Genomic DNA, 26,131 nt, shown 5'->3' on the forward strand with positions numbered 1-26,131 from the left:
AAGTTTTACTCTCTCTGGCACGACTTCAAGCTTCTTGCCCGTGTCCCTGCGGTGACCCCGTTTAGCCGGTGTCGGACAAACCGGTAGGCGTCCTAACAGGACGTGGGAGGCGGGGTTAACCCTCCGCCGGGGGAAACCCTTCCGGCGCAGGATTTATGCCACTCCCATCCGGGTGGGACTCCCGGGCCGAGGTCCCCTGTCGCCCTGCTCCCCCGGGGGCAAATCAAATTTCTGGAAGGAGGCGAAATCCTGGTCGGGGGCCGGCTTGCAAAACTTATATTTTGTTAAGTATTGTAAGCTTTTTAAAACCAGGTATAAGCCCCTTGCCTGCCGGATACCTGTTCTTGCTGGTCAACCTGGCTGTTTTTCTGGACACAGTCCTCTACGGCATTATTGTCCCCATTATGCCTTACTACGCCACCGGCGCGGGCGCATCCACCACCGAAGTGGGGTTAATCTTTGCTGCTTTATCCGCAGGACTGCTCCTGGCCAGCGTACCCGCAGGACTGGCCTGCGACCGGTACGGTTACAGGCCGGTCATGGTGCTGGGCATGGCCGGCCTCACCGCGACCACGCTTCTTTTCTTAATTTCTCACTCGGTATGGCTCATGATCATCAGCCGCCTGCTCCAGGGAGCAGCGGCGGCAGCCACCTGGTCTGCAGGCCTGGCCCTGGTGGCCGTCCTCTATCCTCCCCAGTTACGGGGGCAAAAAATGGGCCTGGTCATGGCCACCACCGGTGCGGGTACAATTGTTGGCCCGGTGCTGGGCGGTACCCTTTACCAGTTTGCCGGCTACGCCTTCCCCTTCCTTTTAATGGCAGGGGCAGGAGCTTTATTGACCCTCCTGCTCTGGCTGAGTCCCCTGCCCGGGAATAATCCTTCCCCCGGACGGGAAAATATGCCCTGGAAGCAGTTTTTACTTGACCGGAACATTTTCTGGGGAGTTCTTGTAACCGCCGCAGGTAGTTTTGGATTTGGAATTCTGGAACCCCTCCTGCCCATCGACCTTTACCATCGCTTCGGCCTGGGCAGTGCCGGCGTAGGAATGCTCTTTGGCGCTTTAAGCCTTTCCTATACCCTGTTCCAACCCCTGTTTGGAGTTCTTTCCGATCGCCTGGGACGCAAGCCCATTATTATTGCCGGACTTCTTACCACGGCAGTCACCATACCCTGGCTGGCTCTGGCACCTTCCTTGAAGATGGTGGCGGCAACCATGGTCCTGCTGGGCCTTACCACCGGTGCCTGTTCCACCCCAACCTTACCTCTGCTGGCGGAATCAATGGATAGAGCCTGTTCTTCCCAGGCCGCCGGCAAAAGGATTGCCCGGCCCCATCTTTACGGTACCACTTACGGTATAGCCAACACCGCTTATTCCGCGGGAATGCTGCTCGGTCCCCTGGTGGGCTCTTTCCTGGTCCAGCACCGGGATCTACTTACAGCTCTGTTATCTTATTCCGTACTGTTAGTCGCCACCGCCACAGGAACGCTGCTCCAGCTCCAGGAAACGCTCAAAGCCGGGAAAATCCCTTCCAGGTCGTAAGCTTATTTTCCCGGCGGCTCGACGGCGGTAACAATTTCCGGCTTTAAGCCCCGGTACTTGGCCAGCCACTGGCGGCGCTCCCGGCGCAGCTCCTCCACCAGCTGCCGGTAGACTTCGGGACTATAATAAGCTGCGGGGTTATAGTGCTTCAAGTCCAGCCCGGGTACCTGCAGGGGAACCTGGTAGCCCCAGTCGGGGTCGATCTGCCAGGTAATGCTATTGCGGGCGATTTCCCTCAGGATGTGCGTGGAAACGGCAATGGTGATCTTTTCACCTGGAAATCCCGGCCTGGCCCCGACACTGCCCGTATTCAGCAGGTAGCACTCCATATCCGGGTTGTCCCGCAGGATTTCCAGCAGGCGATTACCTTCCTCTTCTTCAGGACCAATAATAAAGGGATTGGTCCCCACTTCCCTTTTCGACTGGCCGGCGCGGGTGGGGTCCCCGGCGGAAGTCTCGATGGATTCGCCCAGCATAAAATAAGCTGCCGCCTGCTCCGCCGTCAACCTGGCCACCGGAGGGATAATGGTATCCCGGCGGGTAATGAAGATGAGCCGGTGGGCCTTATCCAGGTCAATCCGGTCATCGGTGTTGAGTACGTCCCGGCGCAGGATTACCCCCCGGCCGTTGGAGGTAAGCTCCGTATCATCAAACAGAATCTGCCCGTTTTCCAGGACCTTCACGTTCTCAAAAACAGCCCCGGGTGCGGTGGCCGCCCGGTATAGAACCAGCTGGGACTCGTCCAGGCCTTCGGTTTTAATATAGAAGCCGTTTTCCGTACCGTAACAGAAGCCCCGGCCATTCATCATTACCACATCGTCCTGGCGGATGGCCACGCCTTCCTCCCCGCTCAAACCGTGATTATGCATGGTGAGGGTGGTTTTCCCTGTCCCCGACAGGCCAAAAAGAATAAAGCCAACTTCCTTCAAAAAGCCATTCTTATCCCGCACCCTTAAAACCTTGCTCCCCGCATGGAGGCCCAGCCAGCCCCGCTTTTTCACCAGATACATGGCCATGCGCAAAAAAGACTTCTTGCACTCGCCGAAATAATCCGTCCCCAGAATATAGGTTACGCCGGCTTCGGGGTGGCAGAAAATAATCCGCTCGGGCCACTCCGGAACATAAATGCTCACCAGGTCGGGTTCCCCGTCCCTGTTTTCCGGTTCAAAAAGCATCAGGTGCCACTGCAGCGGAATACGGGCATATTCAGCAGTAATATAAAGGCGGCAGTGCAGGCGAAAATCGGGGTGGTTGCCCATCTGCCTGTCCAGCCGGATGACCGGTTTTTTGCTCAGATAGGCCTGGACCTGTTCTGCCAGCTCCAGTGCCCGCTGCCGGGAAATGCCCTGCTGGTCAACCCCCAGCTGCACCCCATCTTCCACAATATAGGTAAATTTCGCACTGCGGTTGCGGACACGGGTAATGAAATTGACACTGCCGTAAACAGTGGCCTGAGCCTCATGGGAGGCCAGTTCCTTGAGGGTTTCCAGCGAAGGGTTGTTTATCTCTTCCCCCGGAATAACCCTGCGCAAGACTTCTTTCATGCTCCTTCACCTTCCGGTTCTAAAAATGTTAAACAAATAAATTTTTAAATAATTTATTTCAAGTTAAATTTTTAATTTCCTGCATTATGCATACAAAATACATAAAGAGCTTTATTCATACCCTGCCGGTAATAGTGGTTTTAAATCACCGGCTAAAGTGTTATAATAACTCAGTATATAAAAAGTAGGGAAATTCAGGAGGGAATTACCATGGCTAAAATCCCGTACATTGAATCGGAAGAATGTCTGGCCTGTGGCTCCTGTGTGGATGTTTGCCCCGATGTCTTCCAGATGAATGAAACCCTGGGCTTCGCCGAGGTGGTTAATCCCCAGGGGGCCGGTGAAGACGAAATTCAGGAAGCCATTGACATGTGCCCTGCCCAGTGCATTCACTGGAAAGAATAGGGGGGCGCCTTGCGGCGCCCCCGTTTGCTGGAGGAGTAAACATGCGAACCGGCATGGCCAACCTGCCCCTCCATGGAGGAAAATGCCCGCCCTGGCTCTTTGAGCGAATGGTAAAAATGAGCCGTGCTCTAATTGAAGTAATGGTAGTGGAAAACGGTCCGGAAGCTGTCCTGGCCAGGCTGGCCGATCCCTTCTGGTTTCAAGCCCTCGGATGCGTGCTGGGATTTGACTGGCATTCTTCGGGCCTTACCACCACCGTCTGCGGGGCTTTAAAGGAAGCGCTGAGGGACCGGGCCGGCCACCTGGGACTTTTCGTGGCGGGCGGCAAGGGAAAAACATCCCGCCAGACCCCCGCTGAAATCCTGTCCATAGGGGAAAGGTTCCCCCTGGCCCGGGATCCCCGGGAGCTGGTATTTGCCAGTAAAATGGCGGCCAAGGTGGACAACGCTGCCGTTCAGGACGGGTACCAGCTCTACCACCACACCTTCTTTTTTACCGCATCCGGAAGCTGGGCTGTCATCCAGCAGGGTATGAACGAATCCACCCGCTGGGCCCGCCGCTACCACTGGCTGAGCACCGCGGTCAGGGATTTTGTTTGCGAACCGCATACGGCAGTTTGCTGCGATTACAGGGGCCAGGCCCTTAACCTGGTGGCCCGGGAAAGTGACCCGGCGCGGAAGGTCATTGCCGAACTGGCCCGGGAGAAACCGGAAAACCTGCTCCGGGACCTGACCCGGCTGCAGGAAAAGGCCCTGAACCTCCCGGCCCGGCACCGGGTGGAACTGGCCGATTTAAACCCGGCCAGGCTGCAGCGGGTGTTTTTGAAAAGCTACGAGCGGCAGCCGGAAAATTTTGCTGCCCTGGTGGCCACCGAGGGAGTGGGACCAAAGGCCCTGCGGGCCCTCTCCCTGCTCTCTGAACTGGCCTACGGGACGCCACCCAGCTTCCGGGACCCCGCCAGGTTCAGCTTCGCCCACGGGGGCAAGGACGGCCACCCTTATCCCGTAGACCGGACCACTTACGACCATTCCATATCCTTCCTGGAAAAAGCCCTGGCCGAAAGCCGCCTGGGCCGCCAGGAAAAAATAGAGGCCTTCCGCCGCTTGAGGCGGTGGCCGCACCACAGGTCATAGGTTACCGGCATCCATAACACGGCAAAAGCTTTCACCGCGTCTTTACTTTACAATACCGGCCGGTTTATCTCACCGGGTTCCTTCAGGCAGGGCAGGTTAACATCAATGGAAACCTCCACGTCTATGGCCGGTGATGGATTGGCCAGGCGCAGGCGGAAACACGGCCGTTTCAAGATATAATGCCATACCATTTCCCCTTCTTCAACTTCCTGCCTGCCGGTGGTCTCCCATCCCCGATCGTTTTCCTCCTCCACAAAAAGGTCGACGGTCCCGGTAGTACGGATACGAAAGGCAATATTCATCAGGGTTGCCCGCGGGCAATCCAGCTCCACCACCTGGCCGGGAACGAGCTTCAAATTTCGAGCCAGGTGAACAATGTTGGGTACCACAATTTTTCGCGCATCATGACTGAAGAACATGTCCTCACCTTCTATAAAAAATTACTGTTACCTGCTGGTGTCCCAGCGCCTGTATTTCCCATTGTCTTTAATATTACACGATTTCTGCTCCCAATGGCAAGAATCCAGAACATACAGGGGCAAGCAAATGAGGGTTAGAACATGGAAGAATATCAGTTCAAGCGTACTTACGGAAAGTGGTTCCTGAGCAGGGTGAAACGGGCTATATACCGGTACTCCATGATCAAGGCCGGAGATAAGATTGCCGTGGGCGTTTCAGGAGGCAAGGATAGTACCGCCCTGCTTTACATCATGTGGCTGCTCAAGCACTACTCCCCCCTGTCCTTTGACTATCACGCCATCTTTTTAGATCTGGGATGGCCGGTTGATCCCGCACCCCTGGCTTCTTTCTGCCGGAAACTGAAGATACCATTCCACCTGGAAAAAACGGACATCGGTGCCATTGTGTTTGAGCACCGCCGGGAGGATAATCCCTGCGCCCTGTGCGCCCACCTGCGCCGGGGCGCCCTGAACAATGCAGCCCTGCGCCTGGGCTGCAACAAGGTGGCCCTGGGGCACCACCTGGACGACCTTCTGGAAACCTTTCTTTTAAACTGGATTTTCAACGGCCGGCTGGCCACCTTTACACCGGTAACCCACCTGGCCAGAAGCGGGCTGGTGCTCATCCGCCCCCTCATCTACCTGCCGGGAGCAACCCTGGCCGGCCTTGCACGGTCGGAAAATCTCCCCGTCATGGAAAATCCCTGCCCGGCCAGCGGAAAAACCAAAAGAGAAGAAATGCGCTCCCTGGTGAAACAAATGGCGGGCACCTACCCGGACATCCGCGAAAAATTCCTTACGGCCATAGAAAATGCCGGGTGGCTGGAACCCGGTTTTTATAAGTAACTTTACCAATACCGGCCGCCATAAAAGTTACGGGAATCCGTTTGCCCTTAAGTAACGCCGCCAGGCAAGAAAAAGCTTGCAGGATAACGTTTCCGGGTTATAATGTTGGCAAACCGTAAAATATTAAGGAGGTAGTTCCAGTGAAGGAATGTCCGGTATGCCACCTGCCCCTTAAAGAAGTGCCCCGTTTCGGCGTCCTGCTGGATGTGTGCTCCCGCTGCCACGGCGTATGGCTGGACGGCGGTGAGCTGGAAAAAGTAGTTGCCCTGGCCAGAGAATTTCACGGTGAGTTTTATCAGCACAGAGATTACGACAGGGATTATGACGATTACCACGAATACCGGCATCCCGGTAAGTACGGTCACCACGGCTATCATAAGCACAAAAAGAAGCGCGGCATTCTGGAAATATTTGAAGATCTGTTCGATTAAAAATTTTGGGGTGGCGTAAAACGCCACCCCTATCGTTCGCCCTGTTTCGCCCGGACTTCACCCCGGGCCAGGGAGAAATAGATACCGCAGGCACAGAGTACGGCAAAGAGCAGGAAAGATAGATCCATGCTTTTCATCAGCAGGGTACCGGCTTCCGGTGTGATGGCCCTGCCCTTTAGATACAGGCCGAAGAACAGGGTGACCAGGGCCATGCTCAGGGCCTGACCCACCAGGCGCATGGTACCCAGTGTGGCCGAAGCTACCCCGTAATAGCGCTTCTCCACCGCACTCATCACCGCATTGGTATTGGGGGAGGAAAAGAGGGCAAAGCCTATGCCCAGCAGCACCAGGTTTCCTACAATCACCCACAGGGGAGTAGTGCTGGTGATCAGGGAAAAGAAAAATAACCCTGCCGCGCTCAAGGCCATGCCCAGGGATGCGAGCACCCGCGGCTCAACCCGGTCGGAAAGCCTGCCGGCCAGCGGGGAAAGAAGAGCCATCAGAACCGGTTGGGCCAGGAGGATGAAACCGGCAACCTGGGCATCCAGCCCCCTGGTTACCTGGAGGTACAGGGAAAGCAGGTAGCCCACCGCAAAAGTGGCACTGTAGTGAATGAGGGCTGCCAGGTTGGAAAAGGCAAAGATCAGATTGCGGAAAAGACTCAAATTTAACAGGGGGAAGGAAAAGCGCAGTTCCTGCCTGACAAACATTACCATCAAAAGCAGGCCCAGGGCCAGGATCATGTGGGCAAGGGTGCCGGCATTAACAGAGGCAATACCGTACATAAATGACGCCATGCCCAGGGTGTAAAGGAACGCCCCCGCCAGGTCGTATTTTTCACCCCGCACATCCCGCCATTCTCCCTTGAGTTTGAACAGGGTAACCAGCAGCACGATCAGGCCCAGGATGAAGTTCAGAAAGAAAATGTAGCGCCAGCCCAGGTTATGGGTCAAAAACCCCCCTAAAACCGGCCCCAGGGACAGCCCCGTATAAACTGCAGCCACGTTAATACCCAGAACTTTCCCCCGTTCCTGGGGCGGGAACGCAGCGGTCAGGATAGCCATCCCGGTACCAAAAATCATGGCCCCCCCGATCCCGTGTAAAACACGGAAAATAAGAAGTGCTTGACCCGAGGTGGCCAGCCCGCTCAACAGGGAAAAAACTGTGTAGGCCACAATGCCGGCCAGGAACACTTTCTTCCTGCCGTACAAATCACCGGCCCGTCCAAAGGGCAGTAAAAAAGCACAGGAAGCCAGCAGATAAGAAGTAACAATCCAGTTAAGCATCATGGCGTCCAGGTGAAACTCCCGGCCTATGGAAGGAATGGCCAGGTTAATGGCGCTGCCCATGAATGGGGTTAAAAAAGAAGCCAGGGTAGCCGCCAGCAAAACGTATTTTTTCAAGTCACGCGTGCTATCAGTGTTTGCTGCAGTCTCCGTGACTGCTCACCTCCCTGAAATTACTTGACGTTTTAACATTTCAACAGCTTAATTAAAAATCCTTCCTGGCCGGGAAAATTACATATGTTAGATTAATGGTGCGTCCCTTCGACAACTTCCACGCCTTTGGCCTGAATGGTTTTCTTAATCTGCTCTTTGAAAGGGCACCTGGGGTAGTTCCCTTCCAGAAGCATACAGGAACTCAAGTGAACATGGGTGAGATCGTAGGGCAGCAATTTTTCCACCAGCCGGGAAACACGGCGCCCGCTGCATCCCCCGCAGGTGAAAAAACCGATCAGTTCGGCATCGGGACCATAACGGGCAAAATGCCGGGTTCTCCTGTTAAAACTGTTCAGGCAGCCCACGCCCGGGCAGACTTCGGATACAATGTCGCAGCGTACCACAGCAATCCGGGGTCTGGACGGCGGGGGAGCATCGGGGTCCCGGGCGGTCATCTTCCCCCGGGCTTCCATCACTTCGTTCATGGTGATTTCCTCGACCCCTTTTTGCCTGGCCCACTCTTCCACCTTTCCTTTTGCCTTTTCCCGCACAAAAAAGGGAACGTTATTCATATACTCCAGGGCCTCTTTCGTCCATTTCATCTGCCTCATCCTCTTTTCTGACTGGTTTGGGATCTATCGGGCCCATTATAGATTCTTAAATTAAGACGGACAATGAAATAGATCACAAAATATAGCGGTAAATTTCAGGACATTAATAAAAAATACCCCCTCATCGTTCCATCACTTTTAAGTACGGGGGCATTAACGGCCAGGAATAATACGCCATCCACCTTCAACCGGTATTACTTTTCGGAAAACCTTTTCAACAGCTGAAGTTATCTCCTTCCACTTTACCGCATCACCTATATAAAGCGCCACTCCTTCGGACATTGCATCCAGGGCCAAAACATTTAAATCTTCCAGCATAAATATGAACTGCCTCCACCCATAAGGAAAGATTTCCACCATCCCGGTGGAATCACAGCGCTTTAACTCCAGGAGGGTTTCCATCAGAGGTACCCGATCCCGGGAAAGCAAAACAACCAGGTCAGCATCGCTATCAGGGAGAAAATCTCCCCGTGCCAGCGAACCAAATAGAATTACGGCTACCGGCGAAAAATTTTTTATGATGGCTTCTATAACCAGCTTCAAATCATTTACCAGCGGATATCTGTCCAATTTCCTTCTCAACAAATCCCAGGATACTTCTTGCATAGGCAATGGCCTCTTTCGCCTGTTTTTCGGTATAAAAATCCATGGGAGCTCCCATATCGAATCCGTTAGGATAACGGTTCAAATAACCCCCGCTTTTCTCATAAAAGCGCACAGGCGGTACAACCGGCTGGCAGCCGGTCCGCCGCTGTCCAAAAGCAGAAAGCGGATAGCCTGCAGGCCCTGCCTGTCCACCTTTTCATCGGACAGGTACATGGCCAGCAGCCCCTGCACAACAGTAATATGGAAATGGGGATCGGGCAATTCCGCAGCCAGGGCCAGGGACCGGTCCACAAAATACTTCAGGCGGCCGGCAACCTGCCGGTCGTCCCGGTAATAAGCAACAAAGTTCAGGTCGCCGCCTTCCACATCTTCCTGCTGGTCGATAAAGTAATCCAGCAAAATATGCAGGCCGCAGATCCAGGGAAAGTAGGCGGCGATAACCCTTTCCACTTCCTCACCGGTATAATCCCCCCGGGCTGCCAGGGCGAACAGGGCAAAGATACCGAGGGTCGAACCGGTGGCTGCAGCCAGTTCCCACCAGTAGAGCCTTTCCGGAAGGTTTTTCAAAAGGGGCTCCAGCCAGGCGGTGAGGGCCTTCACCCGCAGGGAGCGCTGGATATGCTTGTATACCTGGAGCTGGCAGTAGAGTTCGGCCAGCCGGCAGGCCCTTTCCCGCAGCGGCCCGTAGGCGGGCAACCGGGCCAGGGCCTGCTGGCAGGAGCGTACCAGCTCCTGCAGGTAACCGCCATCTTCCCGGTAGGGATAAAGGGCATAGTAATCGCAGCCGGGCGCACCGGGGCACAGGGCGTCTATAAAAGCCCGGTGAAGCCTGTAAAAGGCCTCCCCGTCCTCTACCCCCGCCCGGTCGCACAAATTATCCAGGTAGTCGCTGATGGTCTGCAGGGCCACAATGGCCCGGATCAATTCCCGGCGGTAGCTGCCGGTCCAGGCGCTGAAGACGCTGCCCCCCTGGCAGTGAAAAGCCTTTTTCTCAATGCTGGCCAGGGCCATCCGGCGCAGGTGCGGATCGGGACAATGCCCGGCCATCAGCCGCCAGCTTTTCAGCTCCCGGGCTACCGCCGGAAAGGAAAGAAAAAGAAAACGTCCCATCAACCCCAGCCGGGCCGCCGTCCAGTTAGCGCTGAACGAACGGAACCCCGGCTTCTGGCGAAAAAACATGGCCATGCTCCTCTCGAGCCTTCTGTTATGTACACTATTATTTTACTGCATTTACTGTTTTATTTTTATTACATTGCCGGGCAGGGAATTCGGTAACCAGCCAGCAATTCAGCCGGCAGTTTCCTGCGGATCGTAGGTGGTCCGGGACCGGTTCTTATCCCGGTGCCTTTCCAGGGCCAGCTCAATAAGCCGGTCCAGCAGATCCTGATAAGGAATGCCGGTGGCCTCCCACAACTTGGGATACATGCTGGTGCGGGTGAAGCCGGGAATGGTGTTGATTTCGTTAACCAGCACGGCACCGTTATCCCGGCGCAGGAAAAAGTCTACCCGGGCCAGACCGGCGCAGTCCAGGGCTTTGAAGGCACGGATGGCCAGCCTTTGCAGCTCCAGCATGGTTTCCGCGGGAAGCCTGGCTGGAATAACCAGCCTGGATTTCCCTTCCACATACTTGGCTTCGTAATCATAAAACTCGTTTAAGGGAACGATTTCACCCGGCAGGGAGGCCATGGGATCATCATTGCCCAGGACGCTTACCTCCACTTCCCGGACATCCAGGGCCTCTTCCGCGATAATCTTGCGGTCGTAGCTGGCCGCCAGTTCCACGGCCCGCCGCAATTCATCCCGGTTTTTCGCCCTGGATATACCAACGCTGGACCCCAGGTTGGCCGGCTTGACAAAAACGGGATAACCCAGCTGTTCCACCCGGTCCAGAACCGCTTCCGGCTCCCGCTCCCAATCACGGCGCAGGAAATGACAGTAACGCACCTGGGGCAGGCCGTGCCGGGCAAAGACAGTCTTCATCATTATTTTATCCATACCCGCTGCGGAAGCCATCACGCCCGCCCCGACATAGGGAATGTTGGCCAGCTCCAGGAGCCCCTGTACGGTACCATCTTCGCCAAAGGTACCGTGCAGAACCGGTATCACCACGTCCACAGGACGCAGCTGCTCCACTTTTAAGCAACCCTCTTCCACGGGGGCCAGACCCCCATAAGTGGGATCAGCCGGAAGAGCAACCCTTTGCCCCAGTTGCTCCGGGTCCTCCCCGGCCAGCAAATGCGCCGGTTCAACACCCGCGAACCACTTTCCTTCCGGTGTGATAACCACGGGAATAACTTCGTACCTTTCCTTATCCAGGGCACCAATCACCGAAGCCGCCGAGTTCAATGAAACCCGGTGCTCCCCCGAACGCCCGCCAAAAATAACCGCCACCCGTTTTTTTGCCATCGGCCGTCCTCCCCACCACAGTTTTGTTATAATCTATTCGAACCCGCCCTTTTTTACCATCCTGATGATATTGAATAACTTAAGTATACCACAAAAAGAACGGAACGGGCCCAGCGGGATACGCCGGATGACAAGAAAACGCTAACGTCCTGGCATATCACTGCGCAGTCGCCTGAAGCAGTTAATTTATCAGCGTAATATGCCCGGCCAACGGTTTATGTTATATAATGCTGAATGTTATATAATTATCTAAAAAACCTTTGCCTTTGTGGAGGGATTTCCTTGCTTTTTACCACTTCCTGGCTGGTAGCCGCCCTGGCCGTAACCCTGGCCGCCACCCTGCAGGCCGTGACCGGTTTCGGCGCGGCCCTCATTCTTGTTCCCCTGCTGGTGCTGGCCTATAACGCCCATACTGCTGTGGGTATGACCATGGTCATCTCCTTTTGTTCGCTGCTCCTTCTCACCTTCCAGGTACGGAAGAGCATTGTCAAGTCCATGGCCCGAAACCTGTCCCTGGGCGGCCTGGCCGGCATCCCCTTCGGAGCCTGCGTGTTTATTCACTTTGACGTCACCAGGCTCAAAGTTATCATTGCCCTGGTTACCCTGGCTTTTGCCCTGCTCCTGCTGCTGGACTGGATGCCCCGCAGGACATTCGGCCCCCGGGCTCAGGCTGCGGTGGGTGCCGCCGGTGGCTTTCTGGGGGCCAGCGTGGGGATGCCCGGTCCCCCCGTGGTGCTCTTCTTAAATCACCAGGGGGTGCCCAAGGAACAGTTCCGGGCCACCACCAGCGCTTATTTCTGCCTGGTTTACCCGGCCAGCCTGTTCCTCCTGCTGGCCCTGCATGCCCTGGACCGCCAGGCCATCCTGACCGCCATCTCCCTTATTCCCTTTGCCCTGCTGGGCCAGGCGCTGGGCACCGGCATTTTTCCCCGGGTATCCCAGGAGCTTTTCCGCCGTGGAGTACCCCTGCTGGTTACCGCCGTGGCCCTTTATTCCCTGGCCACAACATTATTTTAAAAAACTGCTGTTCATAACGAAGCCCGGGCAGGAAAAAATAAAAATGAAATGGCCTGGGAAAAACTCCTTACTGCCGCCAACGACCTGGAAGCGGACATGATTGCCGGCCTGTTAAAGCAGGCCGGCATCCCCACCCGGTATAAATACTCCGGCATCAACAGCTACCTGAAAGTGGTCATGGGTCCGGTGGTTCCCCTGGAAATATGGGTACCGGCGGAGAAAATCCGGGAGGCACAGGAGATCCTGGCCGCTTTTACCGGTAACAAAAGCAACCCCCGGCAATAAAAGCCGGGGATAATTATTGTTCCCTTAATTTACGATGAATTTCCGTTTCTCATGCCCTGGCCCTGCGTGTGTAGTTGAGCAACCCCCCTGCCAGGATGATCTCCACCTGCCGGGGTGTGAGCTGCGCCCGGGCTTTAATAGTAAAACCGCGGGTAACATTCTTAACTTCCAGCTCCGCCCCTTCCCGCAGGGCCCGGTGTAACCCATCGATCTGCAGCACGTCGTCCCGCTCCAGCCGGTCGTAATCAGCGGGCTCAATGAAGGTAAGAGGCAGAATGCCAAAGTTGATCAGGTTGTCCCGGTGAATGCGGGCAAAGGATTTGGCCAGCACGGCCTTTACACCCAGGTACATGGGAACCAGGGCGGCGTGCTCCCGGCTGGAACCCTGGCCGTAATTTTCCCCGCCCACGATAATCCCGCCTCCGGCTTCCCTGGCCCTGCGGGGGAAGGAAGGATCCACGGCGGTAAATACATACTCGGACATGGCCGGGATATTGGAACGCAGTGGTAATACCCTGGCCCCGGCCGGCATGATGTGGTCGGTGGTAATGTTGTCGCCCACTTTGATCAGCACCCGGCCTTCTATACTCTCCGGCAGGGGCCCGGCCACCGGCAGGGGTTTTATGTTCGGACCGCGCACGATCTCCACATCATCCGGATTATCAGCAGGAGGCAGGATCATGCGGTCATCCACATGGAATTTTTCCGGCAGCGCAACTACCGGAGGGGTGCCCAACTCCCTCGGATCGGTCAGCCTGCCTGTGAGGGCGGTTGCCGCCGCAGTCTCCGGGCTGGCCAGGTACACCCGGGCATCGGCCGTACCGCTGCGTCCCTTGAAGTTCCGGTTGATGGTGCGCACCGAAACCCCGCCGGAAGGAGGAGCCTGTCCCATGCCAATACACGGCCCGCAGGCGCATTCCAGTATGCGGGCACCGGCAGAAACCAGGTCCGCCAGGGCCCCGTTTTGAGCCAGCATGGTGAGAACCTGCCGGGAACCGGGAGCAATGACCAGGCTCACATTGGGATGCACCGTTTTCCCTTTGAGGATGGCCGCAACCTTCATCAGGTCCAGGTAAGAAGAGTTGGTACAGCTGCCGATGACCACCTGGTCCACAGCCAGCGGCCCCACCTCGCGCACGGGCTTCACATTATCAGGACTGTGGGGGCAGGCCACCAGGGGTTCAAGAGTGCTTAAATCAATGTCCAGCACTTCGTCATACACGGCATCCGGGTCCGGTCCCAGCTCCACCCAGACCTCTTCCCGGCCCTGGGCCCGCAAAAACGCCCGGGTTACTTCATCGCTGGGGAAGATGGAGGTGGTGGCTCCCGTCTCCGCCCCCATGTTGGTGATGGTGGCCCGTTCGGGTACGGTCAGGTATTTAATCCCTTCCCCGCCGTACTCCAGGATCTTGCCTACCCCGCCTTTGACAGTAAGGCGCCGTAAAACCTCCAGAATTACGTCCTTAGCCGTGGCCCAGGGTGCCAGGCGGCCGTGCAGCCGGACGTTGATCACCCCGGGCATAATCAGGTGAAAAGGACCTCCCCCCATGGCCACCGCCACGTCCAGACCACCTACGCCTATGGCCAGCATTCCCAGCCCCCCGGCCGTAGGAGTGTGGCTGTCCGATCCGAGCAGGGTCTTGCCGGGTATGCCGAACCTTTCCAGGTGCACCTGGTGGCAGATGCCGTTGCCCGCCCTGGAGAAATAAACCCCGAATTTAGCCGCCGTGCTCTGTAAAAACCGGTGGTCGTCGGCATTTTCAAAGCCGGTCTGCAGGGTGTTGTGATCCACATAGGATACGGAAAGCTCCGTTTTTACCCGGGGGATGCCCATAGCTTCAAACTGCAGGTAAGCCATGGTGCCGGTAGCATCCTGGGTCAGGGTCTGGTCCACCCTGATGGCAATCTCCTGGCCGCGCTGCATGGTACCGGAAACAAGATGACTGCGGATGATTTTTTGAGTAAGATTGTAGCCCATCAAATACCACCTCTTCCACATATGAAAATAAAGGCTGCCGTCTAACATTCCGGGACCCGCGACATATACCGTATGGTTAAAAGCTGCTGAAATTAAAAAAAGAAGGACCTGCCATACAATTATATCATCAACCTCTTAGTTAAAGCGATACCATATAAAATTCCCTCTTCCATGAGAAACCCCGGGCCTTTCATTTAATAATAAAAACTGCCGCCAGCCGGAAGAAGTTCCTCCCCGCACTGGCGGCAAGCACAAAATAATAAACCTTTATTAAAACCCATAATTCCTTCTGTAATTCCTTCTGCACCACAAGCGTTTTTCCTTCTGCCATACACTCCAAACAACCATCATTTTAAGCCGGAACCTTTACCGTAAAAGTCCTGGCCATTTCAAACCCCAGCTCCAGCGCCTTCAGATTCAAAGATTCGGTACCCCTGGGGATACGCGATAAAACAGCCTCTTCCAGGGTCCGGCGGGAGACGGCACCGGTCAACCCGGCCAGTATCCCCAGAGCCACGATATTGGCCACCATTTCCTTCCCCACCTTCTCCCGGGCCAGGCGGCTGATGGGAAGGGCGTATACCCGGGCGGAAGTGGCGGGAATATTTTTTACGTAAGTATTATCTATAATCAGCAGGCCGCCCTTTTTGACCCTGACGGCATATTTATCGGCCGCGTCCTGGCTCATGGCCAGAACAACGTCGGGTAGAACCACTTTCGGGTAGTCAATTTCGCCCTCACTGATAATTACTTCCGCCTTGCTGGCGCCTCCCCGGGCCTCCGGACCGTAGGATTGAGCCTGCACGGCGTTCTTGCCCTCCCGGATGGCTGCCTCGGCCAGAATCACCCCCGCCAGGATCAGACCCTGGCCACCTGAACCGCTCAATCTGAATTCCAGCGTTTCCTCCATGTGGGATCATCTCCTTGAACTGTTCAATATTTCCGGGGCTTCGGGGCCCCGGGAACCCCTGTAATAAACGCAACTTTATGTGTTTCCTTTCTGTTCCCACTCAAAAAAAGTTCTGCTTACTGCCCGGTTGTCTTCTGCGCCCGTTCAATGACCTGCTGATACATGGCGGTATATTCAGGAGCTTCTCCCTTATACAGCTCACCGATAACAATTTTATCCCGCAGTTCCTCCGGGCTCATCTTTTCCGCCTGCTTCACCGTTACGGCATGTTCCTTCTGCCAGAGAAGCATTTGCAGCCCGTTGCCCATTTTGTTCCGCCGCCCGTACCCCACCGGGCAGGCGGTGATGGCTTCAATCACGCTGAAGCCCTTATTTCTTGCTCCGGCCACAATCAATTTCTCCAGCATGGTGGCATGATAGGTGGTGGCCCGGGCCACATAGGTGGCGCCGGCACCTTTAGCCAGTTCGGCAATATCAAAGCTCCGCTCTATATTCCCGTAAGGGGCGGTAGTTGCCCTTTTGCCGGGAGGAGTAAGGGGTGAATATTGCCCCCCGGTCATACCATAGATACTGTTGTTGAAAATGATGGCCGTGAGGTCTATATTGCGCCTGGCCGCGTGTATAAAGTGATTGCCACCGATGGCCGTGGCGTCACCGTCGCCCATCAGGACGAACACTTCCAGCTCCGGCCTGGCCAGCTTGATCCCGGTGGCAAAGGCCAGCGCCCGCCCGTGGGTGGTGTGCAGGGTATTGAAATCCAGATAACCCGCTGCCCGGGAAGAACAGCCGATGCCGGAAACCACCACTGTTTTATCCGGATCGTACCCCAGTTCTTCAATAGCCCTGACCAGGGCTGCCAGAACTATGCCGTTGCCGCAGCCGGGACACCAGATATGGGGAAACCGGTCCGAACGCAGGTGGGATTCAACCTGACTGAGCATCTAAAGCCACCTCCCTGATGGCGGACAGGATTTCTTCGAAGGTGATCAGTTCCCCGTTCACGCGGTTGACCCCCGACACCCCGACCCGTCCCCGTACCGCCCGTTCCACTTCTCCTTTAAGCTGGCCCAGGTTCATCTCGGCCACGATGATATGCCGCACCCGGCCGGCCAGTTCCGCCACCTCTTTTTCCGGGAAGGGCCAGATGGTTACCGGCCGGAGCAGCCCCGCCTTGATACCCGCCGCCCGGGCTTCCTTGACCGCCCGTTTAGCCGATCTGGCCGCCGCACCATAGGCGACCACAGTCACTTCTGCATCCTCCAGCTGATAGCCCTCAACACTTACCACATCATCCAGGTGATCGTATATTTTCCGGTGCAACCTGAGAAGAAGGCTTTCAGCAACCTGCGGGTCGGTAGTGGGGTTACCTTTTTCATCGTGCACCAGTCCGGTTACGTGGTAACGGTAACCCTCCCCGAAGCTGGCCATGGGCGGCACGCCGTCATCGCCGGGGCGGTAGGGGTAATAATCTTTAGGCTCCACCGACGGCTTTTTACGCTCAATTACCTCCACTTCTTTAGCCCGGGGCAGCACCACCCGTTCCCGCATGTGGCCGATTACCTCGTCCATAAGCAGGATCACCGGCACCCGGTACTTTTCCGACAGGTTCACCGCCCGGATGGCCAGCAAATACGCCTCCCGCACCGAGGCAGGACAGAGGACGATTACCGGGTGGTCACCGTGGGTTCCCCACCGGGCCTGCATTACATCCCCCTGGGCCGGGGCCGTGGGAATGCCGGTGCTGGGACCCCAGCGCTGCACATTGACAATCACGCAGGGTATTTCAGCCATGGCTGCAAAGCCGATGTTCTCCTGCTTCAGGGAAAAACCCGGCCCGCTGGTGGCTGTAAGGGCCTTCACCCCGGCCAGGGAAGCACCGATTACCGCAGCCATGCTGGCGATCTCATCTTCCATCTGGATGAACTTGCCGCCCAGCGCAGGCAGGCGCTCGGCCATAAGCTCGGCGATTTCCGTGGAAGGAGTAATGGGGTAACCGGCATAAAAGCGCACCCCGGCTGCCAGGGCTCCTTCCACCACCGCCTCGTTGCCCTGCATCAGGCGGGCCATTTCCACCACGTCGCTCATCATTCCTTCACCTCTATACCGATGGCAAAGTCCGGACAGTGGATTTCACACCGGCCGCAACCAGTGCAGCGGTCGGGGTTTACCACCGCAACCTTGCCCGAAGCGTTCAGGGAAAGAACTTCCTTGGGGCAAAGGGCGACACAGATGCCGCATCCCTTACACCAACCTTCCCGCACCACGATATGCACGGTTTTTGGAGCGGCTGAAACATTAGCCATTGCCTTCACCTCGCGCGGATTGGAACCTTTACTCGATTATACTAGCAAAAAACCTGCCAGGCCCCATGTAATTGCTGGCGCCCGGGGGAATAAGCCCCAGAAACAATACCGGCTGCCAAAAAAGAAAGCAGGAAGGAATACTTCCTGCACTTCCTGCATCCAGGATATTTCCCGGGCAAAAATCTCAAAGCGAAATAATTGTGATCTTATTTTGCGATCCGGGGCTTATCTCCAGCCGTATTGCTGTTGGGAACGGCCCTGCCGGCCTTCATCTCAAAATTAGATATCAGCTTTTTTCTCCACCAGGGCACCCACGGGACAAATACGGGCACACTCGCCGCAGCCATTGCAGCCCGACTGGCCCAGGGGAACATCCCCAAAGGTGGTTATCCTGCGCCCAAACCCCCTACCGGCAAAACCGAGAACTCCGGTACCTTTTTCCCGGCAAACCCACACACACTTTCCGCACAGAACGCATTTCCGGGGGTCGTAACGCAATGCCGGGCTGGAATCATCCACCGGCAGTTCACGCTCCAGTTTTCTCAGCCGCTTCACCCGCAGGGGGATGCGGCGTTCCCGGGCAATCCGCTGCAGCTCGCAGGAGCGGTTGCGGGGGCAATTGGCGCAGTCCTGCTGGTGATTGGACAGCAGAAGCTCGAAGGCCGTCTGCACCAGGCGGTCCACCCGCGGGCTGCGGGTGGATACCACCATGCCTTCCACCACGGGCTCGGTGCAGGCAGTCACCGGGCGCGGGTAGCCCTCGATTTCCACAAAGCACAGCCGGCAGGCGGCAGCAGGGTGCTTCACCCCGGGAATGGCGCACAGGTTGGGTATATAGATGCCGTTTTCCAGGGCTACCCAGAGCAGTTTTTCTCCTTCCCGGGCCTTTATGGTCCGGCCGTCTATGGTTAAGGTAACTGTTTTCATGTTGCATCCTCCGGCTATATTTTTACAGGATCATGTAATCAGTAAACCCGGTTGGATGCGGTGCTGTCCTCGTTCACTCCAGTGCTTCGCACCGACAGCACCGCATACTTTATAACCGTTTTATGCTCCCATTTCGTTCACCAGTTCCGGCGGTGAGAGCTTGATGACCGCTTTATACTGGGGCGGGCATGCTTCCAGGCAGCTGGCGCATTTGACACATTTCTGCTGATCAATAACCTTAATGCGGTCTTCGTTGGTGTAAATGGCCTCTACCGGGCAGCTGCCCACGCAGGCATCACAGGAGCGCTCGCACTTTTCCGGCAGGATATAGTAGGCTATTAAACTCTGGCACATCAGCGCGGGGCAGCGGCGCTCTTTGATATGGGCCTCGTATTCGTCCCGGAAATAGCGGATGGTGCTCAAAACGGGATTGGGCGCCGTCTTGCCCAGCCCGCACAGCGAGCCGGCCTTCACGTCTTCGGCCAGTTCTAAAAGAAGCTCTATATCCCCCGGCTTGCCCTGGCCCCTGGTTATGGCCTCCAGAATGTCCAGCATCTGCCTGGTTCCCAGGCGGCACATGGTGCACTTACCGCAGGATTCTTTCTGGGTAAAGTCCAGGAAAAACCGGGCTATTTCCACCATGCAATCGTCCTCATCCAGGATAACCATCCCGCCGGACCCCATCATGGCACCGGCCTGGCTCAGGGAATCAAAGTCTATGGGCATGTCCAGGGCCGATTCCGGCAGGCAGCCTCCCGAAGGCCCGCCAATCTGCACGGCTTTAAAGGCTTTGCCTCCGGGAATGCCGCTGCCCACGTCATAAACCACTTCCCTTAAAGTCGTGCCCATGGGCACCTCGGCCAGACCAGTGTTGATTACTTTCCCGGCCAGGGCAAAAACAGCCGTACCGGGGCTGCCGTCAGTGCCGGTCTCCCTTAACCACCGGGCGCCCCGTTCAACAATATGGGGCACGTAGGAGAGGGTCTTGACGTTATTAATTACCGTGGGCTTGCCCCGGAGCCCGGCGGTGGCGGGAAAAGGCGGGCGGTGGCGGGGCAGGCCCGGCTCCCCCTCCATGGAGGCAATCAGGGCTGTTTCCTCCCCGCAGACAAAAGCTCCCGAACCCTGAAAAACGTCCACATCAAAGTCAAAACCGCTGCCCAGGATATTGGTTCCCAGCAGACCGGCCTGACGTGCCTGTTCGATGGCCTTTTTCACCCGTGCCACGGCCAGGGGATACTCGGCACGGATGTAGAAGTAGCCCTGGCGGGCTCCCACTGTATAGGCAGCAATGGCCAGCCCTTCCAGCACCTGATGGGGGTTTGACTCCAGGATGGCCCGGTCCATAAAAGCCCCCGGGTCACCTTCATCAGCATTGCAGATAACATACTTTTCTTCACCCGGCGCCAGGCGGCAGGTTTCCCATTTGCGCCCGGTGGGGAACCCGGCCCCGCCCCGACCCCGCAGTCCGGAGGCCTTTATTTCTTCCAGAACCTGCCCGGGATCCCGGCCCAGGGCCCCGGCCAGGGCGGCATAACCGCCCAGGGCAATGTAGTGCTCGATATTTTCCGGATCAATCAGGCCGCACTTATCCAGAATAATGTTTTTTTCAATCATACCCCGGGGAAAGTCGGTGAAAGCGGGAACCATATCGTTGGCCTCCAGCGCAGCCAGGGCAAATTCCAGGCAGGGATCGTCCCCGCCCAGGAAATCCTGCACCAGCCGGGCGGCAATACCCTCGGTCACGTAACCGTAACAGATGGGTGGGAATCCGGGCTTGTACACGGTTACCAGGGGCTCGGCATAACAGTGGCCCATGCAGCCCACTTCCAGAACGCTGGCCTCCAGGCCGCTTTTGGCCAGCTCCTCTTTAATCACTTTTAAAATCTCCAGGGCTCCGGCTGCCCGGCCGCAGGTGGCCGTACCCACAAGAATCAGGGGGCGCTCCCGCAGGCTCTCCCAGGCAGCCCTGGATTTTTGCTGCAATTTTGTAAAATTTTCTTTTATTACTTTATCCCTGCTCAACGGTTTCCCCTTCTTTCTGCTGGCCTTTTGGAATTTTAACCCCAAAGGAAAACAGCAACCCGTCCACCCTGGTGGGAGTTACCTTTCCGTGCACTTCGTCATCGATCACCGTTACCGGTGCCATGGTACAGCAGCCCACGCAGGCCACCCTTTCCAGGCTGAACTCGCGGTCCGGCGTAACCTGGTTGACATCAATTCCCAGCCGCCTCTTCCAGCAATCCAGGATGATATGGCCCCCCTTCATATGGCAGGCAGTACCCATGCATACTTTAACCTGGTGCTTCCCGGGGGGAATCAGGCGGAACTGGTTGTAAAAGGTAGCCACGCTGTAAACATCGACCGCCGGAACACCCAGGTGCCGCGCCACTTCTTCCATGGCCACCAGGGGTACATAGCCCAGCTTCTCCTGAACCTGCTGCAGGATGGGAATAAGGTTACCCCGATCAGGGGGATAGTTCTCCAGAATGCTTCCGGTCTGTTCCAGGGCAACCCTTTTTTCCTCTTCCGTTAAAACCATAAGCATCTCCCCTGTATATCTGAAAATTTTTAATTAATCAACTGGAGGGCAACTCCCCCTTGATCATAACGCTAAATATATTAACGGTCAACAACTTAAAATTTTTTTAAAAAAATATTTTGCATATGCTTGGTTTGGCTTAAATCTAGCAGAACCTGCCGCGGTAAATCCCGGCAGGGTATTTTTTCGCATTTGCCTCCATTTTTTGTCTTATGGCCCGGGCCAGGTCTATACCTGCAGCATTGGCCATGGCCAGGCAATAAATCACCACATCGGCCAGCTCTTCCTCCACCCGTCCCATAAGCTCCGGCTCTATTTCCCGGCCACCGGTCCACTGGAAAAGCTCCATCAACTCGGCTGCTTCTATGGCCACGGACATGGCCAGATTTTTGGGTGTGTGAAACCGGGTCCATTCCCTCTCTTCCACAAAAGCAGCCACAGCATCTTTCAAATCCTGGAGCGTGGTTCGGGCATCTTCAGACACAGGCAGCACCCCCATTTTAAATTGCCCTGACCGGTTGCGGAAGAACATTTCCCAGGCGGCATAATACGATCGTGGGGTACCATAATCCGCCTGCTTGCAGGGTATTTCCCGGAAAAATACAAAAAATGTTTTCACAGGGCAGGAAAATAATTTTTTCAGTCGAAATAAAAAACTAAGAAAAAAAATAAAAGGGGTTACCATTACAGTAACCCTCTTGAGTTAACTAGTTATTTCGCTTTTCCAGGTACCTTTCCAGCTTGCGTTTGACCCGCTGCAGGGCATTGTCAATGGACTTAACGTGGCGCTTCAGGTCACCGGCGATTTCCTGGTAGGACTTGCCCTCCAGGTAGGACATCAGCACCTTCCACTCAAGAGAGCTGAGAATTTCACCCATTTTTTCTTCAATATCATAAAACTCCTCCCGGCTGATGATCAACTCCTCCGGGTCGGCAATCCTGGTGCCGGAGATGACATCCAGAAGGGTGCGGTCGGAATCCTCGTCGTAAATGGGCTTGTTCAGGGAAACGTAGGAGTTTAAAGGGATGTGTTTCTGCCGGGTAGCTGTTTTGATGGCTGTAATGATCTGACGGGTAATACAAAGCTCCGCAAAGGCTCTGAATGACGACAGCTTGTCTAACCGGAAGTCACGAATAGCCTTGTAAAGGCCAATCATGCCTTCCTGAATGATGTCTTCCCGGTCAGCCCCGATGAGGAAGTAGGAACGCGCCTTGGCCCGGACGAAGTTTTTATACTTGTTAATCAGATATTCCAGGGCCGCATCATCACCCTCCCGTGCGTATTCCACCACATCCTCATCGTCCATCATGTGATAACAGGGCGCACATTCCCTCTGGACGCTCAGACTCACAATATACCCCCCCGCTTTGTGTGTCCGGCTTTCCGTTTAAAAACCAGATTTTTTAAACACCTGACAGCAGAAAAAGAAACGCCTTTTTACCGCCAGCATAGAAGTCCGGGCTGATTCCCATCCCGACTCTCTTTTCTTCTGAACGGTTCAAGGCATTTTTCAGTACCTCTTTCTATAATTTTGTCTAACTAATTATATCTCAGGTCCGGTAACCCGTCAAGAAAAATTAGGACTTGCTTTCGCCAACCAGTGGTGGCGCTCAGTCTTTTCTTCTTCGCCAGCGCTCAAAAATCAGGCGAATCTCGTCCACCAGGCGGTTTTCCAGATAAGCATCCGCCGGGCGCCCGCTGTCGAAGTGCTTTTTCCCTTCTTCCCGGGTGCGCTGGACTTTTTCCCACAACTCCCTGGGCGTGATCCGGTAGGCACCCCTGCCCAGGATCATTCTCTGCTCGGCCCAGTCGTAAGTGGCCACGTAAACCGTTCCCCGCCGGGATAGCTCGCCCACCAGTTTTTCGATAACCGCATCGGCAGTTTCACCTTCAGGGGTATAAACCACCTCCACCCCGCCCACGGTTTCCGACCGGTCCCCGGCCTGCTTCACCTGGTGGGCATCAAAAACCACCACCACGTGCTCGCCGGTCAGGGCGGCATAATTAACCAGAATATCCACCAGCCGGGTGCGTGCATGTTCCAGGCTCGAGTCTCCGGAAAGCTGTTCCAGCTCCGGCCAGGCATGAATAATGTTGTAACCATCAACGATCAGGTACTCGTCCATGGACCCGTCTCCTCTGCCTGACCACCTCGTAGGCCAGCAGGGCTGCCGCCACCGAGGCATTCAGGGAACCAACCCGCCCGGCCATGGGCAGCCTGACCAGCTGATCGCACTTTTCCCGCACCAGCCTTCCCAGGCCCCTGTCCTCACCGCCAATAACCAGGGCGATGGGACCGTCCAGGCGCACATCCCAGTAAACGTCCTCCGCATCCCCGCTGGCTCCCACCACCCAGAGGCCCCGCTCCTGGAGGTAGGTAATGGTCCGGGCCAGGTTGGCTACCCTGGCCACCCGGACGTATTCCAGGGCCCCGCAGGAAGCCTTGGCCACGGCCGCGGTAAGGGCAGCCGAGCGGTGCCGGGTGATGATCACGCCGTGGGCTCCGGCGGCGTCGGCCGTACGCAGGATGGCGCCCAGGTTATGGGGATCGTTAATCTCATTCAACAGGATGACAAAGGGATCCGCGGGATATGCGGCAGCCAGGATATCATCCACGGAAACATATTCCCTGGCCCCGGCCAGGGCCACAATTCCCTGATGGGGAATATTTTTAGCCAGCCCGTTTAAATGGGCGCGCTCAACATACTGAACAGGGATGCCCCTCTCCCGGGCCAGGTTGAGAATTTCCTGCAGGGCAGCACTGCCGGCCCCCTTAGCCACCAGCAGCCTGTTGATGGGCCGGTTGGCCGCCAGGGCCTCTTTTACCGGGTGGCGACCGGCAATAATGTTGTCACCATCCGCCCTTTCAGCCATCTGCTTCCACCACCTGGCGGGCCAGTTCCAGGATTTCTCCCAGGCGCCCGCACTGCCCGGTCAGGTACAGATAACCGACAAGGCTTTCCAGCCCCGTGCTGTACCGGTAGCTGATCACGTCGCTTCCCCGGGGAGGGTGGCCGCTCCGGGCATTGCGTCCCCGCCGGGCAACAGCTGCCTCTTTTTCCGTAAGCTTATCCTTCAGGGCGTGCATTACCCGGGCCTGGTTATCGGCCCGAACATATTTTATGGCTTCCCGGTGCAGTTGATTCACACTGGCTATTCCCCGGGTTACCAGGTAATGGCGGACAGCCAGCTCGTACACCGCATCGCCAATGTAGGCCAGCACAGTGGCCGGAAGCTGGTCCGCGTTGGGAATAATCTCGCCTGGTAAAGATATGGTCAAGAAAAACGTCCCTTCCCTCACTGTCTCTTCCAGCGCACCCCGCCGGGTGTATCTTCCAGGATTATCCCCAGCTCTTTCAGGCGATCCCGGATGTAGTCGGCAGTGGTCCAGTCCTTCTTCGCCCTGGCCCGCTGCCGCACCTCCAGCAGCAGTTCGATCAGGGGTTCCTCCAGGCCGCCCCCCGGAACATGCCGTCCCTCGATGAGAATGCGCCCCGTCCCTTCATCGACCCGGAAAATCCCCAGCACCTCGTTGAAGGAGCGGAAGAGTTCCAGCGCCTTCTCCAGGGCCGCCCGGCAGGGAGCCCCGGTATTGTTGTGCAGGTAGGTGTTGACTTCCCGGGCCAGCTCAAAGCAAATGCTCAGCGCCAGGGCGGTGTTAAAATCATCATCCATGGCAGCCACAAATTCCTGCCGGTACCGCTCCAGCGCGGCCGCAAACTCTTCATCCGCGGAATTAAGCTCTTCCCTGCCCGGCTGCTCCAGGGCTTCCATTAACAGGCGGATGCTGTTTTTCATGCGTTCCAGTCCCCGGCCGGCAGCGGCCATTTTTTCGTCGTCAAAATCAAGGGGACTGCGATAGTGTGTGGAAAGGAGGAAGAAACGGACCACTTCCGGGGGAAACTTCTCCAGTATTTCCCTCACCAGAAAGAAGTTACCCAGGGACTTGGACATTTTTTCCTGATTAACGGTGATGAACCCGTTATGCATCCAGTAACGGGCGAAGGGTTGCCCCGTAGCCGCCTCGGCCTGGGCAATTTCGTTTTCATGGTGGGGAAAGACCAGATCATATCCTCCCCCGTGAATATCAAAGTTACTCCCCAGGTACTTTAAAGCCATGGCCGAGCATTCAATGTGCCAGCCGGGGCGTCCCCTGCCCCAGGGGCTCTCCCAGGACGGCTCCCCGGGCCTGGCCGCTTTCCAGAGGGCAAAATCCATGGGGTGTTTTTTGCGGGGGTCCACCTCCACCCTGGCCCCCGCCTGCATCTCCTCCAGGGTACGGCCGGACAGCTTGCCGTATTCGGGAAAGGCGCTGATATCAAAGAACACATCGTTCTCCACCACATAGGCGGCCCTCTTTGCGATAAGGGTACTGATGAGCTCGATAATTTCCGGGAGGTGTTCGGAAACTTTGGGGTGCACATCGGCCGGCAGTACATTTAGAGCCCCGGCATCCCGGTAATATTCCTCAATGTACTTGCGGGCCAGCGCCAGCGCGTCCATATTTTCCTCCCGGGCCCGGTTGATGATTTTATCATCGATATCCGTAAAATTCTGGATATATCTCACCTGATAACCCCGGAACTTAAAATACCGCCGCACCGTATCAAAAAATACCAGCGGGCGGGCATTGCCCAGGTGGATGAAATTGTAGGTGGTGGGCCCGCAGACATACATATCCACCCGTCCCGGCTGGCGGGGAATAAATTTTTCCTTGCGCCTGGTTAAGGTATTGTAAATTTCCACGG

Annotated in this window: 28 protein-coding genes; 7 read left to right on the forward strand and 21 right to left on the reverse strand. The window is 56.2% G+C overall.

What is annotated here, in order from left to right; all coding sequences use genetic code 11:
- Positions 1-323 precede the first annotated feature (323 nt).
- A complete protein-coding gene (locus tag BUB44_RS08250) occupies positions 324-1,541 on the forward strand; it encodes an MFS transporter (RefSeq protein WP_073165181.1) in 1,218 nt (405 codons plus the stop codon).
- A gap of 2 nt (positions 1,542-1,543) precedes the next feature.
- Here BUB44_RS08250 and BUB44_RS08255 read toward each other — a convergent pair whose 3' ends face one another.
- Positions 1,544-3,085 carry a phosphoenolpyruvate carboxykinase (ATP) gene (locus tag BUB44_RS08255; protein WP_073165063.1) on the reverse strand — a complete coding sequence of 514 codons (1,542 nt, stop codon included), beginning with the start codon at positions 3,083-3,085 and terminating at the stop codon, positions 1,544-1,546.
- Between the two features lie 210 nt (positions 3,086-3,295).
- Between BUB44_RS08255 and BUB44_RS08260 the strand changes: the two genes are divergently transcribed.
- Both BUB44_RS08260 and BUB44_RS08265 read left to right on the forward strand, forming a co-directional pair.
- The gene (locus BUB44_RS08260; RefSeq protein WP_073165066.1) at positions 3,296-3,490 is read left to right on the forward strand and encodes a ferredoxin; all 195 of its coding nucleotides are present in this window, start codon (positions 3,296-3,298) and stop codon (positions 3,488-3,490) included.
- Positions 3,491-3,543: 53 nt separating this feature from the next.
- On the forward strand, positions 3,544-4,623 hold the full coding sequence (locus BUB44_RS08265) for a DUF763 domain-containing protein (protein WP_423219784.1): 1,080 nt from the start codon (positions 3,544-3,546) through the stop codon (positions 4,621-4,623).
- Positions 4,624-4,670: 47 nt separating this feature from the next.
- Here BUB44_RS08265 and BUB44_RS08270 read toward each other — a convergent pair whose 3' ends face one another.
- Positions 4,671-5,042 (reverse strand): hypothetical protein, encoded by a 372-nt coding sequence (locus BUB44_RS08270; RefSeq protein ID WP_073165072.1) that lies wholly within the window; start codon positions 5,040-5,042, stop codon positions 4,671-4,673.
- 141 nt (positions 5,043-5,183) lie between these two features.
- On the opposite strand from BUB44_RS08270, the gene BUB44_RS08275 reads away from it, so the two are divergent.
- Both BUB44_RS08275 and BUB44_RS08280 read left to right on the forward strand, forming a co-directional pair.
- Positions 5,184-5,927 (forward strand): tRNA lysidine(34) synthetase, encoded by a 744-nt coding sequence (locus tag BUB44_RS08275; RefSeq protein WP_073165075.1) that lies wholly within the window; start codon positions 5,184-5,186, stop codon positions 5,925-5,927.
- Between the two features lie 140 nt (positions 5,928-6,067).
- On the forward strand, positions 6,068-6,358 hold the full coding sequence (locus BUB44_RS08280) for a TFIIB-type zinc ribbon-containing protein (protein WP_073165078.1): 291 nt from the start codon (positions 6,068-6,070) through the stop codon (positions 6,356-6,358).
- A 29-nt stretch (positions 6,359-6,387) separates the two neighbouring features.
- Here the strand turns inward: BUB44_RS08280 and BUB44_RS08285 are convergent, their stop codons facing one another.
- From BUB44_RS08285 to BUB44_RS08305, 5 genes are all read right to left on the reverse strand, one after another.
- The gene (locus tag BUB44_RS08285) at positions 6,388-7,761 is read right to left on the reverse strand and encodes an MFS transporter (RefSeq protein WP_073165080.1); all 1,374 of its coding nucleotides are present in this window, start codon (positions 7,759-7,761) and stop codon (positions 6,388-6,390) included.
- A gap of 128 nt (positions 7,762-7,889) precedes the next feature.
- Complete coding sequence (locus BUB44_RS08290) at positions 7,890-8,399, reverse strand: CGGC domain-containing protein (RefSeq protein WP_073165083.1); 510 nt, start codon at positions 8,397-8,399, stop codon at positions 7,890-7,892.
- 162 nt (positions 8,400-8,561) lie between these two features.
- Positions 8,562-8,978 carry a nucleotidyltransferase family protein gene (locus BUB44_RS08295; protein WP_165611027.1) on the reverse strand — a complete coding sequence of 139 codons (417 nt, stop codon included), beginning with the start codon at positions 8,976-8,978 and terminating at the stop codon, positions 8,562-8,564.
- Positions 8,979-9,092: 114 nt separating this feature from the next.
- The gene (locus tag BUB44_RS08300; protein WP_242655905.1) at positions 9,093-10,199 is read right to left on the reverse strand and encodes a tetraprenyl-beta-curcumene synthase family protein; all 1,107 of its coding nucleotides are present in this window, start codon (positions 10,197-10,199) and stop codon (positions 9,093-9,095) included.
- Positions 10,200-10,301: 102 nt separating this feature from the next.
- Positions 10,302-11,420 carry a D-alanine--D-alanine ligase gene (locus BUB44_RS08305; protein ID WP_027356965.1) on the reverse strand — a complete coding sequence of 373 codons (1,119 nt, stop codon included), beginning with the start codon at positions 11,418-11,420 and terminating at the stop codon, positions 10,302-10,304.
- Positions 11,421-11,702: 282 nt separating this feature from the next.
- Between BUB44_RS08305 and BUB44_RS08310 the strand changes: the two genes are divergently transcribed.
- Positions 11,703-12,437: a sulfite exporter TauE/SafE family protein gene (locus BUB44_RS08310; protein ID WP_073165091.1), complete on the forward strand. Its 735-nt coding sequence runs from the start codon at positions 11,703-11,705 to the stop codon at positions 12,435-12,437.
- A 48-nt stretch (positions 12,438-12,485) separates the two neighbouring features.
- Entirely contained in the window at positions 12,486-12,722 is a 237-nt protein-coding gene (locus BUB44_RS08315; RefSeq protein ID WP_073165094.1) for a putative signal transducing protein, read from the forward strand.
- Between the two features lie 49 nt (positions 12,723-12,771).
- Here the strand turns inward: BUB44_RS08315 and BUB44_RS08320 are convergent, their stop codons facing one another.
- From BUB44_RS08320 to cysS, 14 genes are all read right to left on the reverse strand, one after another.
- Complete coding sequence (locus BUB44_RS08320; RefSeq protein WP_073165097.1) at positions 12,772-14,700, reverse strand: aconitate hydratase; 1,929 nt, start codon at positions 14,698-14,700, stop codon at positions 12,772-12,774.
- 352 nt (positions 14,701-15,052) lie between these two features.
- Positions 15,053-15,610, reverse strand: coding sequence for a 2-oxoacid:acceptor oxidoreductase family protein (locus BUB44_RS08325; protein ID WP_073165100.1), 558 nt, complete (start codon positions 15,608-15,610; stop codon positions 15,053-15,055).
- A gap of 116 nt (positions 15,611-15,726) precedes the next feature.
- A complete protein-coding gene (locus BUB44_RS08330; RefSeq protein WP_073165103.1) occupies positions 15,727-16,551 on the reverse strand; it encodes a 2-oxoacid:ferredoxin oxidoreductase subunit beta in 825 nt (274 codons plus the stop codon).
- Entirely contained in the window at positions 16,535-17,695 is a 1,161-nt protein-coding gene (locus BUB44_RS08335; RefSeq protein WP_207545636.1) for a 2-oxoacid:acceptor oxidoreductase subunit alpha, read from the reverse strand. Before BUB44_RS08335 ends, BUB44_RS08330 begins: the two co-directional genes overlap by 17 nt.
- Positions 17,695-17,913 (reverse strand): 4Fe-4S binding protein, encoded by a 219-nt coding sequence (locus BUB44_RS08340; RefSeq protein WP_073165107.1) that lies wholly within the window; start codon positions 17,911-17,913, stop codon positions 17,695-17,697. Before BUB44_RS08340 ends, BUB44_RS08335 begins: the two co-directional genes overlap by 1 nt.
- Positions 17,914-18,192: 279 nt before the next feature.
- Positions 18,193-18,840, reverse strand: coding sequence for a 2Fe-2S iron-sulfur cluster-binding protein (locus BUB44_RS08345; RefSeq protein WP_073165110.1), 648 nt, complete (start codon positions 18,838-18,840; stop codon positions 18,193-18,195).
- Between the two features lie 120 nt (positions 18,841-18,960).
- Positions 18,961-20,865 carry an NADH-quinone oxidoreductase subunit NuoF gene (locus BUB44_RS08350; RefSeq protein WP_073165113.1) on the reverse strand — a complete coding sequence of 635 codons (1,905 nt, stop codon included), beginning with the start codon at positions 20,863-20,865 and terminating at the stop codon, positions 18,961-18,963.
- Positions 20,852-21,382 carry an NADH-quinone oxidoreductase subunit NuoE gene (gene nuoE / locus BUB44_RS08355; RefSeq protein WP_083543168.1) on the reverse strand — a complete coding sequence of 177 codons (531 nt, stop codon included), beginning with the start codon at positions 21,380-21,382 and terminating at the stop codon, positions 20,852-20,854. Before nuoE ends, BUB44_RS08350 begins: the two co-directional genes overlap by 14 nt.
- A 145-nt stretch (positions 21,383-21,527) precedes the next feature.
- A complete protein-coding gene (locus BUB44_RS08360) occupies positions 21,528-21,866 on the reverse strand; it encodes a nucleotide pyrophosphohydrolase (RefSeq protein ID WP_207545637.1) in 339 nt (112 codons plus the stop codon).
- Positions 21,867-22,089: 223 nt separating this feature from the next.
- Positions 22,090-22,734, reverse strand: coding sequence for an RNA polymerase sporulation sigma factor SigH (gene sigH / locus BUB44_RS08365; protein WP_027356978.1), 645 nt, complete (start codon positions 22,732-22,734; stop codon positions 22,090-22,092).
- Between the two features lie 259 nt (positions 22,735-22,993).
- Positions 22,994-23,509 carry an NYN domain-containing protein gene (locus tag BUB44_RS08370; RefSeq protein ID WP_073165115.1) on the reverse strand — a complete coding sequence of 172 codons (516 nt, stop codon included), beginning with the start codon at positions 23,507-23,509 and terminating at the stop codon, positions 22,994-22,996.
- Positions 23,487-24,257 carry a 23S rRNA (guanosine(2251)-2'-O)-methyltransferase RlmB gene (gene rlmB / locus BUB44_RS08375; protein ID WP_073165118.1) on the reverse strand — a complete coding sequence of 257 codons (771 nt, stop codon included), beginning with the start codon at positions 24,255-24,257 and terminating at the stop codon, positions 23,487-23,489. The genes BUB44_RS08370 and rlmB overlap by 23 nt, the downstream gene beginning before the upstream one ends.
- The gene (locus BUB44_RS08380; protein ID WP_073165194.1) at positions 24,250-24,663 is read right to left on the reverse strand and encodes a Mini-ribonuclease 3; all 414 of its coding nucleotides are present in this window, start codon (positions 24,661-24,663) and stop codon (positions 24,250-24,252) included. Before BUB44_RS08380 ends, rlmB begins: the two co-directional genes overlap by 8 nt.
- Before the next feature lie 17 nt (positions 24,664-24,680).
- On the reverse strand, positions 24,681-26,129 hold the full coding sequence (gene cysS, locus BUB44_RS08385; RefSeq protein WP_073165192.1) for a cysteine--tRNA ligase: 1,449 nt from the start codon (positions 26,127-26,129) through the stop codon (positions 24,681-24,683).
- Positions 26,130-26,131 lie beyond the last annotated feature (2 nt).

Source organism: Desulfofundulus australicus DSM 11792 (assembly GCF_900129285.1).
Lineage (GTDB): Bacteria > Bacillota > Desulfotomaculia > Desulfotomaculales > Desulfovirgulaceae > Desulfofundulus > Desulfofundulus australicus.